Raw genomic sequence first — 17,277 nt, forward strand, 5'->3', positions numbered from 1 at the left:
ACAAGGGCTTCGAGTTCCAGATCTCGTTCGATGTGATAAATCCGAAAATCACTATTGCCAAAGAGCACGGCTAAATCGGTTTTTGCCATTCCGGTAATGGCCATATACCAAATACATTGCGCTAGATAACTCATAGGCACTTGGTCTGATCCTGCCTCGCCCCATTCATGTTGGCTAAAAGGATTGGCCGTCTTGCACTCTAAAATTTTGCAAGGAGCACGATCAGCTCCCACCTCCTTGCTTTTACTTTCATCCCCCAGTACAAAGCGATCGATATGGGCGCTCATAAATGAATGGGTGGGGTGGATATAAATTGATTCATCGTGCAGCAGGTCTTCTCCAGTAGCCTTGCTGTATTCCCGGGCGACAAATTCTTCAGCAAAAGAGCCAAAGCGCATGGGAAGGGTGTCGCCCTGATTAGTTTCTTTCCCCGTCTTTTCCATCCAGACCTCTAAAGGGGTGCGGAACTTAGATAGACCCAAAATAGCCCCAATGTCTGAGCCACCTATATATTTTGTGCGATCCACGGTAAAATCTTGTTTAATAAGCATTTTTATTCTCCTATTTTAAATAATCATTACCTATAAAAGAGTAATGATTACCTATTATAAGGTAACAGTTACTTGATTACAAGTGGTCAAATTCGTGCGGCCCGTTCATTAATTAAATGGACAGGAAAAGAGCTTGCAGTAGCTTCAGGAGTAGCTTTTTCAACTTTAATGCGCCTGGAAACAGGTGAAGGGGTCCCAGCAGCCCAGGCCAAGACACTTGATGTAATTCAAAAAGCCTTTGAAAAAGCCGGCGTTGAATTTATCGGCACCCCAGAATCCGGGTCAGGGGTGCGCTGGAAGCCTTAAGGCCCAATATTGCCTAGCGCTTGCAAGGCCAAAGAATTTCAGTTAAACTAACTCCATTGAACTAAGTTTATTCGGAGCGTTTTATGAAAACCATCAATATGCACGAGGCCAAGACCCATTTGTCCTCTTTAATTGAAAAAGCCGTTCAAGGCGAGAGTTTCATCATTTCTAAAGCAGGCAAGCCCTTGGTGCGAGTCACCCGGGTAGAAGCGCCTACTCAAACAACGCGCACAGGTTTTTTACAAGGGCAACTCACTGTGCCCGATGATTTTGACGCGATGGGCGCAAAGCACATTGCAACTCTGTTTGCTGGTAGTAAATGAAGATACTCATTGCGAAGGGTAATGTTTTGCGATGAAATTATTACTTGATACCCACATCTTGCTATGGGCAGCGGCAAATCCAAAAAAAATCAAACCTGCTATGCGCAAGCTCATTGAAGATGAGAGCAACACCTTATTTTTTAGCGCGGCCAGTATTTGGGAGATTGTGATTAAAAACAGACTAGGCAGAGACGATTTTCAAGTCGACCCACGCATCTTTCGCAATGCCTTGCTTGATAACGGTTACCAAGAAGTCCCTATTACGACAGAGCATGTCTTATTTGTTCATGATTTACCTCCGCTACATCAAGATCCATTTGATCGGATTTTGGTGGCGCAATCAAGTATTGAGGGCATGCCTTTACTCAGTGTGGATCCAGCGGTGATTGATTATGGGGGTACGGTGATTACCGATCAATGAGAGTTTGATGGGCAACCAAACATTTTAAAAATTTTGTAAAATAGCATTATTGTTTTATTCCTTGCAGAAAACTTCAGACAGCAAGTTTGTTACGCAGTAGGCACACAATCTACTGCAGTACTGCAAGTGCCAGTAGTACTCACCCCAAACCGGTGAGCCCTGTCAAACCCAGGGGCAAGCTCTAACGCTCGGACATGAGCGGGCAGTAGGCGCCGACACAAAGGCGGGTTTTTATCAGCAACCGGATAAAAACTTACAAGAGGACATTCTTGTAGCAGTTGGCTTGCGGGGTCCGTGCCCCTGATCACGTGCAAATCTTGGTTTTAAAAACAGCGCTATTGGTGCGTCCATTGTTCGGGCTCGCTCATGGCAAGTAAATTATTTAACGGCTTTGAATAGCCTGGAGAATGAGCATGGAACATATTCATACAGCAGTACCTGAAGTAGTAAAAAAAGCAGAACCAAAAGCAATACCAAAAGCAGTACCCGTACCCAAACTGGCAACTGAACAAGCAACGAAGTTAGCAAATGAAGCAGTGGAAAATCAGCAAATCAATAGTGCAAAACCCACAGGTAAAGCCCATGGCCAAACGGGGCCTAAAAGTATTGCAGGGAAAAATAGCGCGCGTTGGAATGCGCTCAAAGATGGAGCCACCGCTAAAAGTATGGTGCTACCGTTTGAAGATGAGCGTGCCTATAAGCGCCATATTAAAGAAGTCGAGCGAGCCTTATGCCCAGCCAATTATGTAGAAGAGCAGATGGTGCGCGAGTATGCCGAAGGATTATGGCGCATTATTCGCCATGAAAAGCGGGGCGCTTATGAGCGCGATGAGATTTTAAATTGCCTAACGCCGCAAATGGCCGCGCAAATGCTCGGTTTAAAAGAGTGCTATGTCAATAGCGCGCCAGATTATTTAATCGATCTCCAACATAAAATCCCCAAGTTGGCACAAGCGCTTGCCACTAAGGCATTTGATCAATATGAGCATTTGATGGCCAATGCCAAAGGGATTGGGAACTTTAATTTAGTCTGGCGCCAGTATCCGATCTTGTTTGAAGAGCTTGCCATTTGGCTATTAAAGCGTAACCCCGGATCCACCCCCATATTTGCCAATACTGGCAAGGACCTGAATTTAGCTTGGCAACAAAATCCGCAAAAGCTATTGCAGCTCTTAGAGCGCTTTGCCAATCACTTGTATTTTGTCGAGCAATTTGAACGCTTTAAGCCGACGATTCGGGTGTGGATGGAGTCTTGGTTCTTTTTACAAAAAACGGAGATGCGCAAACTAGAGCATGGCGAGCAATTGCTGTTAAAAGAGCGTAATTACACCTATGGCATCTTAGAGCGTCTCTTGCGTTTTCGAAAAAGCAATGTGTTTTTAAATAGCCTACCACCTGGTTTAAGTGTGATGGCGCAAAAAGGGGGAAATTAAAAAACGAAATGAGTAATTGATTTTATAGATCAAGCACTTAGCATTTTTTGGTGCTGATGATGTGCTAGCAAGATATCAACAACGACTCACCCCTGTGGGCAGTTGCGCTCTTTAACAATTGGAGAAGTTTAATAGCTACCCCCTGCGTTTTTTGCTGCGCAGGGGGTAGGGAAGGTTTTGCTAGTTTTTTTACCGCAGCTTAGCTGCCCTTGCTGATTAGGGAACTAGGCTCAAGAACAAATACTCAAAAAAGATAATCAAGTGAACCACCCCTTGCAGCATGGTGGTTCGGCCTATTGCTAGTGTGAGTGCGCCAATGAAGAAGGATAGGTACATGAGCGTCATATTGAGGCTGCTAATACCCAGACTTAAAGGTAAATTAAAAAAGATGGCAATGGCGGCCACCGTTGGGATGGTTAGTCCAATACTCGCTAGCGCTGAACCTAGCGCCAAGTTCAAACTGCTTTGTAGACGATTGGCTCTGGCTGCTCGCACGGCCGCATAGCCCTCAGGCATTAATACTAAGAGCGCAATGGCAATACCCACAATCGTCTTAGGTGCTCCAGCAGCATTGACGCCTGCTTCAATAACTGGACTGAGTAACTCTGCTAATCCGACCACTGTTATTAATGAAAGTAGCAATAAAAAGCAGCTGGTTCCAGTTTTGAGATTGCTCGGCTTTTCTGCATGGGTATGAATATTGGTTTTTTGCTCTTTAGATTTAGGTAAGTAATAGTCGCGATGACTAATAGTTTGAAAGAATAAAAAGGCAATATACAAAACGAATGAAGCAATACCGGCAAAGGCTAATTGGCTCTTGGTGAAGTCTGGCCCTGGAGTGCTAATAGTCACAATCGGCATGACCAGAATGAAGGTGGCCAATGCAGTTAGCACTGCCAATGCAGAATTAGTTCCCTCATTGCGAAAAGTCATTTCATGATGCTTAAAGCCGCCCATAAAAATACATAGGCCAATGACACCATTGACCACAATCATGACTGTTGCAAAGACGGCATCGCGCGCAATAAATTCTGAGCCCTCATGGCCAGAGAGCATCATGGCGATGATGAGGGAGACTTCGATAATGGTGACGCTGATCGATAACACTAAAGTGCCAAAAGGCTCACCCATTTTATGCGCAATGACTTCTGCATGATGAACGGCCGAGAGAACCGCCCCAATCAAAATGGCTGCGAGTATGGCAATAAACCAAGAGTGGGTAAGTAAGTTGGCCATAGTTTGATAATCGATAAAGGTGACTGTGAATACGACTAATAATAGGTAATATAGAGTAAATCCATATTAAGGTACTAGTAGAGTATGAAAGCAATGATTCTGTTTGGTCATGGTGCACGAGATGCCCGCTGGCGTGAGCCTTTTGATCGCCTGGCCGCCCTATGGAAAGCCCAGCATCCAGACACTTTGGTTCAATTGGCCTTCCTGGAGATGATGGATCCCAGCTTAGAGACTGCGGTTGCCAGTCTTGCGAGTGCAGGCGCCTCTGACATTGTTGTAGTGCCGGTCTTTTTTGGACAAGGCGGCCATCTACGCAATGACTTTCCTGTGCTACTTCATTCCTGCCAGGACAAGTTCCCCAGTGTGAAATTAAGCGCGACGCTTGCTGTTGGCGAGGATGAGGCTGTGTTGCAGGCTATCGTTGATTTCGGGGCTAAGGCTCTGTAAATCTTTGAATCCTATGTTCATTTTTTCTTGTAGCGCCTCACCAATCATAATGAGTGCTGGTGATGTGCTATCAAACCACTGATCTGCTACGCCCTTAGCCAGATACTCTAGAGTGCTAGACCAATGACGTTCTCTTGGGGTGCTGACTGCTTCCAAGATATGCACGGAAGTATCACTATTGAAGTTTGGACTATTGGTAATAAGCTGTTTTGCAATGTTCGCCGCATCCTTGCGACCCATGTAATACACCAAGGTATCAGCCGTAGGATGTTGGATTGGACCTCTAGATACTTCTGTTTTACTCTTTGCTGTATTTTCTGTAGCTTGCGCAAGTGTCACAAATGCCACGCTTCTAGAGACGCCTCGCAGTGTTAAGGATTGCTGCAGGCTTGCTGCTCCGGCTAATGCCGCAGTAATGCCTGGCACCACTTCCACTGCAATACCTTCATTATGAAGTGCTTGTAATTCTTCATCAGCTCGCCCAAAGAGCATGGGGTCACCACCCTTTAATCTGACTACAGTTGGGTATTGTTTTGCTGCATCAACCAAGCGCTTATTAATAAAGTGCTGGGCTGAAGACAATTTACCGCAGCGTTTACCAACAGCTACTTTGATCGCTTGCGGACAAAGATCAAGCATCTCAGGTTCTATGAGCGCATCGTGAAACACAATATCCGCTTGGGCCAACAGTTTCGCGCCGCGAACAGTAATGAGGTCGGCAGCGCCAGGGCCGGCACCAACCAAATAAACTTTTCCGAGGGCATTGTTGTTCATGAGATTGTGATGAGCTGTACTTAGGCTTCTAGCAAGGTTCTTTTGCCACGCCAGCTATTCTGAGTGCTTACTGAGAATAGATTGAATTGCTGAAGGCCTACTGTTAGATCTTGATCTGGACGCAGTTCAAAAGCGTCAAAGCCAACACGGGCACCCTGGAGCAATTGGTCAATTAATACATCGCCAATCGCGCGCACTTCGTTTTGCCAATTGAAACGCTGACGCAATAAGGCAGCGGTACTAAAACTTCTACCATCTCTAAAAATCGGGAAGTGCGCTGCCACTACTGGCCATATTTTTTTGCCTGCTTCAATGATTTCAGCATGTTCTAGGATGTCATCATCAGTAGCAAACCACACACCGATTTCACCTTTATTGGCGCGCTCAATGATGTCGGCATTCTGATGATGGCTGCTGAAATGACTGCACCACCAATGAAACGGCACTAGTACCTTATTGAGACCCTGCTTTAAATCAGGGATATTGAATGGTGCGCCTTCATCACCTTCACCATCCCATACTTGCCACTCATTGGCTAGAAGGCTAGCTTGCCCATCTTTAGGGAATCGAATAATGTGCTTGTTCATCATTAACTCGCAGCACTTTCTTTTTGATCGACTGCTTTATCTTTTTTCTTGGCGTTTTTATAAGCTGCTTCTTTGAAAGGTGTCACACCAATTCTGCGATACGCATCGATGAAGGATTCATCATCCGTGCGTTGCGCTACATAGGTATTGATGACATTGGTGATCACATCCGGAATCTCATCGGCATAGAAAGAGGGCCCAATGACTTTGCCAATGGCGGCATCATTGCCTTGCTCGCCACCCAAGGTAATTTGATACCACTCTTCACCGTCTTTATCGACACCCAGCACGCCAATATTGCCAACGTGATGGTGACCACAAGAGTTAATGCAGCCGGAAATATTTAAACTGATATCACCCAGATCAAATAAGTAATCTAAGTTATCAAAGCGTTCCTGAATCGCTTTGGCGATCGGTAAAGATTTAGCATTCGCTAAAGAGCAGAAGTCCCCACCAGGGCAAGCAATGATGTCTGTGAGCAAGCCAATGTTCGGCAGGGCGACATGTTGTTGCTTGGCGGCCTGCCAGAGCTCCAATAGTTTGGATTGCTCAACGTCAGCTAGTACCAAGTTTTGCTCATGAGAAACACGGAGCTCACCAAAGCTGTATTGATCAGACAAATCAGCAATGGCGTTCATTTGCGCAACAGTCGCATCGCCTGGCGCAACCGTGCCGTGCGGCTTTAGGGATAGGATGACACTAGCGTAGCCTGCTACTTGATGCGGCTTCACATTACGCTCAAGCCAACGCGCAAAGGCGGAGCGCTCGGTTTCTGAAGCTTCCGCAACGATTTGTTGTTCGCTTAACGCACTCAGTTGCTGATAGGCGGGCTTCGTAAAGTGTTTGGCAACGCGATCCCACTCAGCCTGGGTGAAGTTGTCATCACCATTTTTAATGTGGGTCCATTCACCTTCAACTTGGCGCGCAAACTCTTCTGGCCCTAAGGCTTTCACCAGAATCTTGATGCGAGCTTTATAGAGGTTGTCTCTACGACCAAAGCGGTTGTATACACGCAGCAGCGCTGTTAGGTAGCTAGGCAGTACTTGCCAAGGCACATCTTGTTTAATCAGTGAACCCAGGATTGGTGTGCGACCCATGCCACCACCGGCATAGATATCAGCAATGAGTTCGCCTTGAGTGTTTTTCTTAAGCTCAATACCAACGTCATGACAGAGCAGTACAGTGCGGTCTTCTTTGGCGCCATTAATTGCAAATTTAAACTTGCGCGGTAAGTGGGCGAACTCTGGATGCAAGGTTGACCATTGACGCAGTAATTCGCAAACAGGGCGAGGATCAATATATTCATCACCAGCAACACCAGCAAAGGCATCACTCGTAATGTTGCGAATACAGTTGCCAGAGGTTTGAATGGCATGCATCTCTACCTTAGCAAGTTCAGCCAAGATGTCGGGAGTTTGATCTAACTCAATCCAGTTAAATTGAATGTTTTGACGCGTCGTAAAGTGACCATAACCACGATCATATTTTTCTGCAATCAGAGCCAAGGTGCGCAATTGCTTTGCACTTAACAGACCATAAGGAATGGCAACGCGCAGCATATAAGCATGGCGTTGGTGGTAAAGACCATTTTGCAAGCGCAGTGGGCGAAACTCTTCCTCGGCTAAAGTGCCGTTGATGCGTCTAGCTACCTGGTCTCTAAATTGGGCAACCCGTTGATCTACAAGGGTTTGGTCAATAGCGTCATATTTATACATAGCCGATGATTGTCGTGGATTTGGGATATAACTTCAAATACTCAAAAGTGCATCTGATATACCTATTTGGATATATAGAGAAGTCTTTAGGCAGAAGACTGAAATTCTGTTTAAATACAAGGAGATACCTAAATTTACGTTTTTGGTATCAAGCAAAAACATAAGAAAATGGAGACAAAATGAACGTATTAAAGGCCGTCAGCCTCTTGGCGACACTATTAGCTAGCACCGCTCTATACGCAGCACAAGCCACATCACCCTTACCAGCAGCTCAAGGTAAGGGGTTTACACAAGAAGGCATTGCCAAAATCGATGGATTCTTTGCGGATCAAATTGCGACAAACCAGACTCCAGGCGCTGTGCTGGCAGTGGCAAAAAATGGCAAGTTGGTGATTTATAAATCCTATGGCTATTTAGATAAGGCAAACAATAAGCCGATGACTAAAGATGCTATTTTCAATTTAGCTTCAATGACCAAAGTGATGGCTGCAGTTGGTGGCCTCACGTTTTATGAGGAGGGCAAGTTGCCGCTCAATGCACCCATCTCCAATTGGTTCCCACAATTTAAAGATACCAAAGTAGGTCAGGTGGATCCCGATGGTAAGTTAACGTCCGTACCCGCAAAAAATCCCATTACTGTTCAAGATTTGATGCGCCATACCAATGGCCTCACATATGGCGGACGAGGTACCACTCCAGTACATAAGTTATTTCCAGCGGGCTCTGCCCCTGCAGCCTTGGAGTACAGCGGCGATCAATTCATTAACAAGCTAGCTAGCACTCCATTGCTATATGAACCAGGTACTGTTTGGGATTATGGTTTCGGTATTGATGTGCTCGGTTTGATTGAAGAAAAAATTGCGGGAAAACCGCTCGGTAGTGTTTTGCAAGAGCGCGTCTGGAGCAAAGTGGGTATGCCTGATACGACCTTTCAGGTGGCAGATAAAGACCGTGCGCGTTTAGCCCAACCTTTACCAGTCGATCCGTTAACTGGCAAACTCCAGAAGCTAGATATCCTCACTGAAAAGGTGAAGTTTGATTGCGGCGGTTCTTGCGCTTTTTCAACAGCGGGAGACTACGTTCGATTTGGGCAAATGTTATTGAATGGCGGCAGTCTTGATGGCAAGCGCGTTTTGGGTCCGCAGACAGTGGCTTTCATGACATCGAATCATTTGAATAAAGACATTAAAAATATGGTGGGCGGCACAGAACCAGGTCGAGTCGGTTATGGCTTTGGCTTGGGTGTTGCGGTCCGTATGGAGCGCGGCCTATCTGCGATCAATGGCAATGTTGGTGACTACACTTGGAATGGCGCTAATGGCACCATCTTTTGGGTTGATCCACAAGAGCAAATGGTTGTCGTCATGATGTCAGTTGCACCAGGAGAAATTCGGAAGGTACATCGCGAGAAATTAAATGCACTCGTTTATGGAGCGCTTGAGAAATAATTACTTCGTTGATATCGCAAAAAATATGATCATCAACGCCGGACAAGAAATAACAGAGTCATGAAGCAATGGATGGATGGGAGGGATTTTGACCCTATCTTTGAAGAGCGCCACAAGCATGAGGCTAATTATTCTTGGTGGTAGGGGTGGACTTTCTGCGTTTTTTTCCAATAAAACCCGATGTAATGTTTCTTAAAGTATACAAAATATAATTAATGTATATAATAAGAAACATTATGAATATAGCCGCAGACCATGAAAAACGTCAAAATCCCCTTTCCCTATTGAGTTTGGGAGCTCAAATCACAGCCAGGAGAAAAGTACTCAAGGTTCGTGCGCTGTCATGCGCGGGGGCTGCGGGTATTTCTAGGGTGACATTGCATCGTATTGAAAAGGGCGAACCTTCAGTGAATGTAGGAGCTTATTTGCAAGTATGTGAGGCCCTGGGCTTGCATCTGGCTTTGCTGCCTTTAGGCTCCCAGGAATTGAGGCAGGGAAAAAAATTAAAAAAAGAAAGCGCCTCAAATAACGATATGCCCCATATTCGTATTCAGGACTACCCCCAGTTAAAAGCTTTGGCTTGGCAGTTAAAGGCCGACATGTTGTTGACTGATGATGAAGCAATAGGGATTTATGAGCGTAATAAACGTTTTCTAGATTTGAATCAAATTGATGATCAAGAAAGGGTTTTAATGAAAAGGCTAATTGCAACAAAGGGTATGGAGCGCTTACTTGTTTAAGCGCCCACATCATCAGAGAATTTCAGAGATTCTTGAAAGACTTAACCATGAACTCTTGATGGAGCATCACTGCTTTTTTGGTGGTGGGACAGCCATTGCTCTTTTGTATGAGGAGTATCGCGAATCGGTAGATATCGATTTTTTAATTTCCGATCTGGAGCATTATCGCGCCCTTCGAGAATTGTTGACGGGTCCTGATGGCATTGGATCTATCACTCATAAAAACATGAAGCTAGCGTTAGCCCGAGAGATTCGGGCTGATCAATATGGTATTCGAACTGTCATTCAGATGGGTGATGTAAGAGTAAAGTTCGAAATAGTTTTAGAGGGGCGGATTTCATTTGAAATGCCCAAGGATAAAGATCGAGTGGGGGAGATCGCCACCCTAAGTAGAGGGGATCTGATGGCTAGCAAGCTTTTAGCTAACTCAGATCGTTGGAATGATGGCAGCGTATTCAGTCGGGATATTATTGATTTGGCAATGCTGGACTCTAAAAAAGAAGAGCTCCAAAAGGCATTACAGAAATCTCAACTAGCTTATGGCGATAGCATTTGTAGGGATTTGCAAAAAGCTGTAGAGCGCCTACTCACCCGCGAACACGAGTTGGAAAAATGTATGGAGGCGCTACAGATGAATGTGCCCCGGGCCTTGTTATGGCAGAGGCTAAATGATTTGAGATCAAATGAGTTCCTAGTGCGCCCAAAAGATCAATAACACTAACCTTTTCTAAATCCTAAATTCTCGATAGTGCCTATAAAGGTTGGCGATGGATGCAAAGCCTAGAACTACGATCAATACCGAGAAAAGATAGTCGATGGTCAAGTAATTGAAGATGCCAAGCTGAATGGCTAGTGTAGCGGCTATGAATGCACCAAGCGCCCCAAAGACAACTAACTTAAATTGGGGAATAAAGGCGCCCAAGGTAATGGCCACAAAAATCAAGACGAGATCTGAAACGAGTTTGTCGGCAGTCTCAAAAATACGGTTGGTTAACTCGGGGTTGGTGAGCTTACCTACAATAGCAATGACTAAAATGGCAGCGAGCACTGCAAAATTTAACTTCGCTTTGCTAAGGATGTCTTTAAGCTGCTCGTCCATCATTTTTGCATTTTCTGTTTAAGAAGTGCTGCCATTAAATACCAGACTCATGCCAATCCACAAAATAACAAAAGCAAGCAAAGCAGTGAAGCCCAGTTTTTTGAGGAAGTAGCCAAGGGTATCCATATACGCTTCATCATTTCTACCAAAGTGCTGATCAAAGCGTTTCCAAAATAGGCGACCCACGAAGAGCGGTAAAAGGATGGCAACAAGGCCAAGAACAACGGTAAGGGTTGTATTCATCTGAGTGTGCTAATTTCTAGGTGGGGAAGTCGTAAAGCATACAGGGGTTGTCTACCAAGATGGCTTTTCTGAGCGATTCGTCAGAAACCCACGATCCAAGCAGCTCACACAGGTCAGCATCATGGGGCATGTGCTTTTTGACCATCACATGTGGCCAATCACTGCCCCAGATAAGTTGTTTTGGGTTTGCCACAATAACTGCATCATTGAATGGGCGCATATCGGCATAGGGCAGATCGCCATCACAAATGCGATAAGGCCCTGTCATCTTGACCCACGCCTTTTGATCTTTCATTAAATTGAGCAATCCGATAAACCCCTGATCGCTGATGCCATGCTTTGCATGCGAATAACCAAAGTGCCCAAACACCAAATCTACCGGAAAGTTCGCAAACGTTTTATCCAGATCGGGATATTCATTGACATGCATGAGTAACTCGAGATGCCAGCCAAAGGGCGCAATACGCTGAGCTAATGCAGTGAGCGCTTGAATAGGTAGGCCAGCTGATTTATCTGCTACATCCACAATATTGCAACGTAGTCCTCTCACGCCTGTTGCATGGAGTTGCTCTAGTTGAGCATCGCTGATTTTCTGTGGATCAATATCAAGCACTGCAACCCCCCGAAACTTTTGGGGATGGGAGTTGAGTGCGGCAAGCATGGCGCGGTTATCGCTGCCATAAACACTAGGCTGAACCAAGACGGCACGGCCAATGCCGAGCATAGCTAGCAGCGCGTTATATTGCGTGAGCGTCGCATCAGGTGGCGTGTAGATGCGTTCATTTGCATAAGGGAAGGCTGATGCAGGCCCACAAACATGCGCGTGACAATCTACTGCCCCAGCCGGAAAGACGATCTTGGGTGAACGGATTTCTGGATCTGGAGCCTGACAGAGTGGTGCTAATTCAGGCATCAATGAAAAATAAATTATTGCGGTTCGATATTAGCGTCTCTGGCAATCTTTTGATACTTCGCCATTTCATCGCGCACAAATTTACCGAACTCTGTTGGACTCATTGGGGTTGCTTTAATGCCTTTGGTTTCGTAAGCACTTTTGACTTCTGGATCTTGCATGGCTTGAGTCAAATCTTTATTAATCTTATTCACGATGGCTGCTGGGGTGCCTGCAGGCGCCCACATGCCAAACCATAATGAAATATCAAAGTTGGGATAACCTTGTTCTGCAATCGTTGGGATATCTGGAACTGCAGCGTTACGTGTTTTGCCAGTAACGCCCAGTGCGCGCACTTTTCCGCCTTTGAGTTGGCCAATTGCAGTATCTAATGGGGCCATATAAAAAGCAGTGCGTCCAGACATCGTGTCTTGAATGGCTTCTGGGGATCCTTTGTAGGGGACGTGAACCAATTTAATACCCATCATGTTGTTGAAGTACTCCGCTGCTAAGTGTGCTGAGCTACCGACGCCGGCAGAGGCAAAAGGGATTTCTCCAGGTTTGGATTTCGCAGCAATGATGAGGTCGCGAATAGATTGATAAGGGCCATCAGCAGCGGTCACCATGACATAAGGAGTCTGCCCCAAAATAGCGACGTCAATCAAGCTCTTGAGCGGGTCGTAAGGCAGTTTCTTATAAATCGCGGGATTTGCCGCATAAGAGGCTGATTGCACTAATAGGGTATAGCCATCCGGATCAGAGTTCACCACCACGCCTGTGCCAATGAGGCCGCCAGCACCAGGACGGTTTTCAATAATGACGGGCTGCTTCCAGGATTCCGTAAGGCTTTTTGCCAGTACGCGACCAGCAATATCAGCACCCGAGCCTGTAGTGAGGGGCACGATCATTCTGACGGTGTGGTTAGGGTAGCCTTGGGCGCTAGCTAGACCAGCGAGGATCGAAAGGCTGATAAGCACAAGAGCGAGCAGCAGGCGAGGGGTATGCTTTTGTTGGTTCATGATGTCTCCTTAATGTTTTTTTAGATTCGTTGGATAATCTAACATGCCCTTGGGGTTGCTAGCTATCAGACAAACACCTAATGAGGCAAAAGCAGCGTATTAAATAAGCTAAAACTAAAAATAAACCAAAAATGCAAGGTAGAGACAGATGAACCAGACAAGTAGCAAACAAGCTCAAAATACGATCAAAGTAAATGGCTTAGATGTGGCCTATCGTTTTGACGGTCCAGAGAATGGCCATGTGATTTTGATTGCCAACAGCCTCATGTCTGATTTGAGCATGTGGGATTGGAACGTACCTGCTCTAGCTGATCGTTATCGTGTTCTGCGCTATGACAAGCGTGGCCATGGTGGATCACAAACTACTCCTGCTCCTTATAGCATCCCGCAATTGGCTGATGATGCTGTAGCACTATTAGATGCTTTGAAGATTGATAAGGTGCATTTCATTGGCTTATCAATGGGCGGCATGATTGGCCAGCAATTGGGCGCGCGTTACCCAGAGCGCGTTTATTCACTTTCCTTATGTGACACCGCTAGCGAGATGCCCCCACGCAATTTGTGGGAAGAGCGTTTTGAGATTGCGCGCAAGGATGGTATTCCAGGTTTGGTTGATGGGACCATTAAGCGTTGGTTTACCGCCCCCTTTATTGAACGTGCGCCGCAAGACATTGCAAAAGTGCGCCAGATGATTTTGGGTACGGGGGTCGAGGGTTATATTGGTTGCGCTAGTGCAGTGCGCGATATGGCTCAAACCACCATGCTATTGAAAATCAAGGCACCAACCTTGATTTTGACAGGGCGTCAAGATCCTGCTTGTACGGTTGATCAAGCGATTGTGCTCAATCGCATGATTGATGGATCCAAGATGGTGATTCTGGAGGAGGCCGCTCATTTATCCAATATTGAGCAGCCAGAAGCATTTAATCGTACTGTTCGAGCATTTATTGATACAGTAGATAACACTTTATAAGGGGTAGACATGACCGAGAACAATTCACAATTATCCGTAGCTCAGCTTCAAGAGATTCGTACGGCTGTTTTAGGCGCGGCTGCCAAGGCCCCTGGAGCCCTCATTGGGCTCGGTATTTTATTTATTATTTTGGGCATGATTGGTGTAGCTGGCCAAGTGATGTTCTCCTTTGTGACGATTAATGTGCTCGGCGCATTTTTGATCATTGGCGGCGGCTTACAGTTTGCTCACGCGATTAAATCTCATGGCTGGAAGAGTGTTGGCATTCAAATAGTGTTGGCAGTTTTGTATATTGCTGCCGGCCTCTTTACTTGGGCATTTCCAATTCCTGCGTTAGAGGGCATCACTTTGTGGCTCGCTGCCATATTCTTTGTCACAGGTTTCTTGCGTCTAGTCTCGGCATTCCAGCATCGCCACTTTGGCGAATGGTTCTGGCTGGTGTTGTCATCGGCCATCTCCATCTTGATGGGCGTGATGATTATGAATGGCTACCCAGCATCGAGCTTGTGGCTGCCAGGATTATTAATTGCGATTGAGCTTCTTTTGCAAGGTTGGTCAATGCTGTTCTTGGGCTTGGCTGCGAGCAACTTGATTAAGGGCAAATAAAATAGTGAAGAAGCTCAGCAAGCATCACTGCACTGCAGATGAATAGATAGCAATGAAAAAAACAGACTTATATAAAAATCTAGGCTTAGCGACAGCCCAACGCATGAAAAATGCTACGAAGCTTGCTAAGCCTGGCGGTACTGATAAAGCTAAAACCAAAAAAGAACTGGCCAATGCAAATCCCTTGCTCGCTTCTTTGATGGGTAAAGCCAAGTCTAAGTAGTAGCAGTATTTATTTCGTTAAATGGATTTCAGTAAAAATGCGTAGCCATCGCTTTGCTCTTTTGCTGATTGTGCCATCGGCTATGTCATGGGCGCAAATTGCACCACCACCAAACTATGATCAAAAGCTCAGCGATGTGGTTGTGAACGCCACGCGCTCAGACACGCCCTTAGATCAGATGCCACTCAATACCACCATTCTGACAAAAGAGGTGCTCGAGTCATCACCCGACCAAACGATTGATCAGGTACTCAAGAATGTACCTGGTGTCTTTTTAAACGATGTACCTTATTACCAAAAAGATCCCACAGGGCAAAGCATTAACGTGCGCGGCTTAGGCTATGGGCGCACACTGGTATTGATTGATGGTCTGCCAGCAAACGATGCTTTCTATGGAACAGTGCAGTGGAACTTAGTTCCTATGTCCTCAATTGAATCGGTAGAGTTTGTGCGCGGCGGAGTATCGAGCCTTTACGGCAACTACGGCATGGGCGGTGTCATCAATATCAACACCAAGACACCCAAAAATAGCTCTCAAGAGGTATCAGCAAGTTATGGCTCATTTGGCACTGGCAATGTGGCGGCTTCAAAAGATTTAATCGTATCTGATGCCATGCAGATGCGTTTTTCTGCTGATTACTTTTCTAGCGAAGGCTTTCAGAACTACGCGACGATTTCACCTGGGTCACCGAGCAATATTAAAAACGGCATGGGCACCGATGCAGTGAAAAATTCCAACGTCCGTTTACAAAACTACTTCAAGCCAACTCAAGATACCAATGCTTTTTTGAGAATGGGTTACAGCACGATGGCTGACTTGAGTAATAACTACGCTATAGCCCCCAATTTAATTCAGACGGCAGATGTGGCCGGCGGTTCAACCACCAATCTTGATGTCGATAAAAAAGTACAGGTCAATGCTTATTATCAAAATACCAATTTTTTTAAGCAAACTGCTAACAACCTAACCGCTGCACCCCAAAAGCCTTATATCAATGCTAACTACACCGATCCTTACTCAACACTTGGGGCATCAGCTCAATATACGCATGACTTGAAAGCTGTAGGAATTGATCAATACATCATTGGCGTTGATGCTAGAAATATTTCGGCATCCAATTTGACGAACAATCTTAATACCACTACTGGTAGTGGCGCAGTGACTTCTGTGAACTATGCTCAAGGACAACAAAATTTTTATGGGCTGTTAGGGCAAATTAAATCAAGCGCCAGCGTTATTCCGCTAGAGACTACTCTGGGTGCTAGGGTGGATGTGTGGAATAGTCAGACCCCAACGCTATATAACGCAGGAGCAAATGGTTCTAGTCCTGTGTATCAAGCCATTCCAAACCAAAGCAAGACTCAACTGAGTCCATCCTTGGGCTTGCTCTACAACGTTAGCTCCGATTGGGATTTGCGATCTGCTGCATACCAAGCGTTTCATGCTCCGAGCATGAACAATACTTTGCGCAGTTATGGCAACTCTGTCAGTGGATACTCCTTGGCTAATCCTAACTTGACGCCCGAGACAATGACCGGCTATGAAGTCGGAACAGACTATCGGTGGAAGAGTGGGTTTGCGCAGCTGACAGCTTTTAATAATTACATTACCAATGCTATTACTAGTTACAAAATTACGAGCGCGAATTGGGCTTTTGCAAATAGTCTTTGTACCTCGTCAGGCATCTCAGGTTGTAGTCAAACCAGCACTAGCCCTGGCTACACCAACGTGAGTTATTACACCAATCAACAAAACCTTCTGAGCCAAGGTTTGGAGTTGCAGTATCACCACGATATCAATCCTCACTGGGGTTTGGATGGCGGTTATAGCTATACCAAAACTACTTTGACCTGGAGTGCAACTAGCGATCCGATTAATACCCAGGTGGGAGGCGTTCCTAGGAATATGGCCAATGCTGGCTTGACTTATTACCCTATTCCACAAGCAAGTCTGACAACCACAGTGCGATATGTTGGTAACTCTTGGATGGCAACCGGCTCTCTGCCTGTTCCGGCTTATGCAGTCGTTGGCCTTAAGGCGAACTATCAAGTAACGCCTCAAGCTGCAGTTTTTGCATCGGTAGTGAACTTGTTCAATCGCCAGTACGTCACATTCAATATCGCATCGCAAGCAAGCTCCTATCAAGCGGGCATGCCCCAAGCGATTACGGTGGGTGCCCGCATTCAATTTTGATGCAGTGCATCACAAAAATTGCATCGTGCTAAGTTAATAAAAATGCT

The 17,277-nt window shown here is 45.7% G+C and carries 21 protein-coding genes; 12 read left to right on the plus strand and 9 right to left on the minus strand.

Annotated elements, in window-relative coordinates:
* A partial coding sequence (locus ICN49_RS09505) for a YqaJ viral recombinase family nuclease (RefSeq protein ID WP_216167834.1) occupies nt 1-551 on the minus strand: 551 nt, incomplete at its 3' end.
* Nucleotides 552-623: 72 nt separating this feature from the next.
* Here ICN49_RS09505 and ICN49_RS09510 point away from each other — a divergent pair.
* From ICN49_RS09510 to ICN49_RS09525, 4 genes are all read left to right on the plus strand, one after another.
* Nucleotides 624-857 (plus strand): helix-turn-helix domain-containing protein, encoded by a 234-nt coding sequence (locus tag ICN49_RS09510; protein ID WP_216167835.1) that lies wholly within the window; start codon nt 624-626, stop codon nt 855-857.
* Between the two features lie 83 nt (nt 858-940).
* Nucleotides 941-1,180 carry a type II toxin-antitoxin system Phd/YefM family antitoxin gene (locus ICN49_RS09515; RefSeq protein WP_216167836.1) on the plus strand — a complete coding sequence of 80 codons (240 nt, stop codon included), beginning with the start codon at nt 941-943 and terminating at the stop codon, nt 1,178-1,180.
* A gap of 31 nt (nt 1,181-1,211) precedes the next feature.
* Nucleotides 1,212-1,601 (plus strand): type II toxin-antitoxin system VapC family toxin, encoded by a 390-nt coding sequence (locus tag ICN49_RS09520; RefSeq protein ID WP_216167837.1) that lies wholly within the window; start codon nt 1,212-1,214, stop codon nt 1,599-1,601.
* Nucleotides 1,602-2,014: 413 nt separating this feature from the next.
* Complete coding sequence (locus ICN49_RS09525) at nt 2,015-3,034, plus strand: hypothetical protein (RefSeq protein ID WP_216167838.1); 1,020 nt, start codon at nt 2,015-2,017, stop codon at nt 3,032-3,034.
* A 216-nt stretch (nt 3,035-3,250) separates the two neighbouring features.
* On the opposite strand, the gene ICN49_RS09530 is transcribed toward ICN49_RS09525, so the two are convergent.
* A complete protein-coding gene (locus ICN49_RS09530; protein ID WP_216167839.1) occupies nt 3,251-4,270 on the minus strand; it encodes a calcium:cation antiporter in 1,020 nt (339 codons plus the stop codon).
* 84 nt (nt 4,271-4,354) lie between these two features.
* Here ICN49_RS09530 and ICN49_RS09535 point away from each other — a divergent pair, with 84 nt between their 5' ends.
* The gene (locus ICN49_RS09535) at nt 4,355-4,717 is read left to right on the plus strand and encodes a sirohydrochlorin chelatase (RefSeq protein ID WP_216167840.1); all 363 of its coding nucleotides are present in this window, start codon (nt 4,355-4,357) and stop codon (nt 4,715-4,717) included.
* On the opposite strand, the gene cobA is transcribed toward ICN49_RS09535, so the two are convergent.
* Genes cobA through ICN49_RS09550 form a run of 3 tightly spaced genes read right to left on the minus strand, consistent with a single transcriptional unit; the run spans nt 4,640 to nt 7,793 of the window.
* Nucleotides 4,640-5,491, minus strand: a complete 852-nt coding sequence (gene cobA, locus ICN49_RS09540) for a uroporphyrinogen-III C-methyltransferase (RefSeq protein WP_216167841.1) — start codon at nt 5,489-5,491, stop codon at nt 4,640-4,642. The genes ICN49_RS09535 and cobA overlap by 78 nt on opposite strands.
* Before the next feature lie 20 nt (nt 5,492-5,511).
* Nucleotides 5,512-6,078, minus strand: coding sequence for a DUF934 domain-containing protein (locus ICN49_RS09545; protein ID WP_255535492.1), 567 nt, complete (start codon nt 6,076-6,078; stop codon nt 5,512-5,514).
* A gap of 2 nt (nt 6,079-6,080) precedes the next feature.
* Nucleotides 6,081-7,793, minus strand: a complete 1,713-nt coding sequence (locus ICN49_RS09550; RefSeq protein WP_216167843.1) for a nitrite/sulfite reductase — start codon at nt 7,791-7,793, stop codon at nt 6,081-6,083.
* 179 nt (nt 7,794-7,972) lie between these two features.
* Between ICN49_RS09550 and ICN49_RS09555 the strand changes: the two genes are divergently transcribed.
* From ICN49_RS09555 to ICN49_RS09565, 3 genes are all read left to right on the plus strand, one after another.
* Nucleotides 7,973-9,241: a serine hydrolase domain-containing protein gene (locus ICN49_RS09555; protein WP_216167844.1), complete on the plus strand. Its 1,269-nt coding sequence runs from the start codon at nt 7,973-7,975 to the stop codon at nt 9,239-9,241.
* 236 nt (nt 9,242-9,477) lie between these two features.
* Entirely contained in the window at nt 9,478-9,981 is a 504-nt protein-coding gene (locus ICN49_RS09560; protein ID WP_216167845.1) for a helix-turn-helix domain-containing protein, read from the plus strand.
* A complete protein-coding gene (locus ICN49_RS09565) occupies nt 9,974-10,696 on the plus strand; it encodes a nucleotidyl transferase AbiEii/AbiGii toxin family protein (RefSeq protein ID WP_216167846.1) in 723 nt (240 codons plus the stop codon). Before ICN49_RS09560 ends, ICN49_RS09565 begins: the two co-directional genes overlap by 8 nt.
* A 12-nt stretch (nt 10,697-10,708) precedes the next feature.
* On the opposite strand, the gene ICN49_RS09570 is transcribed toward ICN49_RS09565, so the two are convergent.
* The 4 genes from ICN49_RS09570 to ICN49_RS09585 are packed head-to-tail and all read right to left on the minus strand — an operon-like array spanning nt 10,709 to nt 13,234.
* Nucleotides 10,709-11,083, minus strand: a complete 375-nt coding sequence (locus ICN49_RS09570; RefSeq protein WP_255535493.1) for a hypothetical protein — start codon at nt 11,081-11,083, stop codon at nt 10,709-10,711.
* A gap of 15 nt (nt 11,084-11,098) precedes the next feature.
* On the minus strand, nt 11,099-11,323 hold the full coding sequence (locus ICN49_RS09575; RefSeq protein WP_216167847.1) for a hypothetical protein: 225 nt from the start codon (nt 11,321-11,323) through the stop codon (nt 11,099-11,101).
* 16 nt (nt 11,324-11,339) lie between these two features.
* Nucleotides 11,340-12,236 carry an amidohydrolase family protein gene (locus tag ICN49_RS09580; RefSeq protein ID WP_216167848.1) on the minus strand — a complete coding sequence of 299 codons (897 nt, stop codon included), beginning with the start codon at nt 12,234-12,236 and terminating at the stop codon, nt 11,340-11,342.
* Nucleotides 12,237-12,250: 14 nt separating this feature from the next.
* A complete protein-coding gene (locus ICN49_RS09585; protein WP_216167849.1) occupies nt 12,251-13,234 on the minus strand; it encodes a Bug family tripartite tricarboxylate transporter substrate binding protein in 984 nt (327 codons plus the stop codon).
* A 148-nt stretch (nt 13,235-13,382) separates the two neighbouring features.
* On the opposite strand from ICN49_RS09585, the gene pcaD reads away from it, so the two are divergent.
* The 4 genes from pcaD to ICN49_RS09605 are packed head-to-tail and all read left to right on the plus strand — an operon-like array spanning nt 13,383 to nt 17,230.
* The gene (gene pcaD / locus ICN49_RS09590) at nt 13,383-14,207 is read left to right on the plus strand and encodes a 3-oxoadipate enol-lactonase (protein WP_216167850.1); all 825 of its coding nucleotides are present in this window, start codon (nt 13,383-13,385) and stop codon (nt 14,205-14,207) included.
* Between the two features lie 9 nt (nt 14,208-14,216).
* Nucleotides 14,217-14,813, plus strand: a complete 597-nt coding sequence (locus ICN49_RS09595) for an HdeD family acid-resistance protein (RefSeq protein ID WP_216167851.1) — start codon at nt 14,217-14,219, stop codon at nt 14,811-14,813.
* Nucleotides 14,814-14,865: 52 nt separating this feature from the next.
* Entirely contained in the window at nt 14,866-15,036 is a 171-nt protein-coding gene (locus tag ICN49_RS09600) for a hypothetical protein (RefSeq protein ID WP_216167852.1), read from the plus strand.
* A 37-nt stretch (nt 15,037-15,073) separates the two neighbouring features.
* A complete protein-coding gene (locus tag ICN49_RS09605) occupies nt 15,074-17,230 on the plus strand; it encodes a TonB-dependent receptor (protein WP_216167853.1) in 2,157 nt (718 codons plus the stop codon).
* Nucleotides 17,231-17,277 lie beyond the last annotated feature (47 nt).

This window comes from Polynucleobacter finlandensis (assembly GCF_018881755.1).
Classification (GTDB): Bacteria; Pseudomonadota; Gammaproteobacteria; order Burkholderiales; family Burkholderiaceae; genus Polynucleobacter; species Polynucleobacter finlandensis.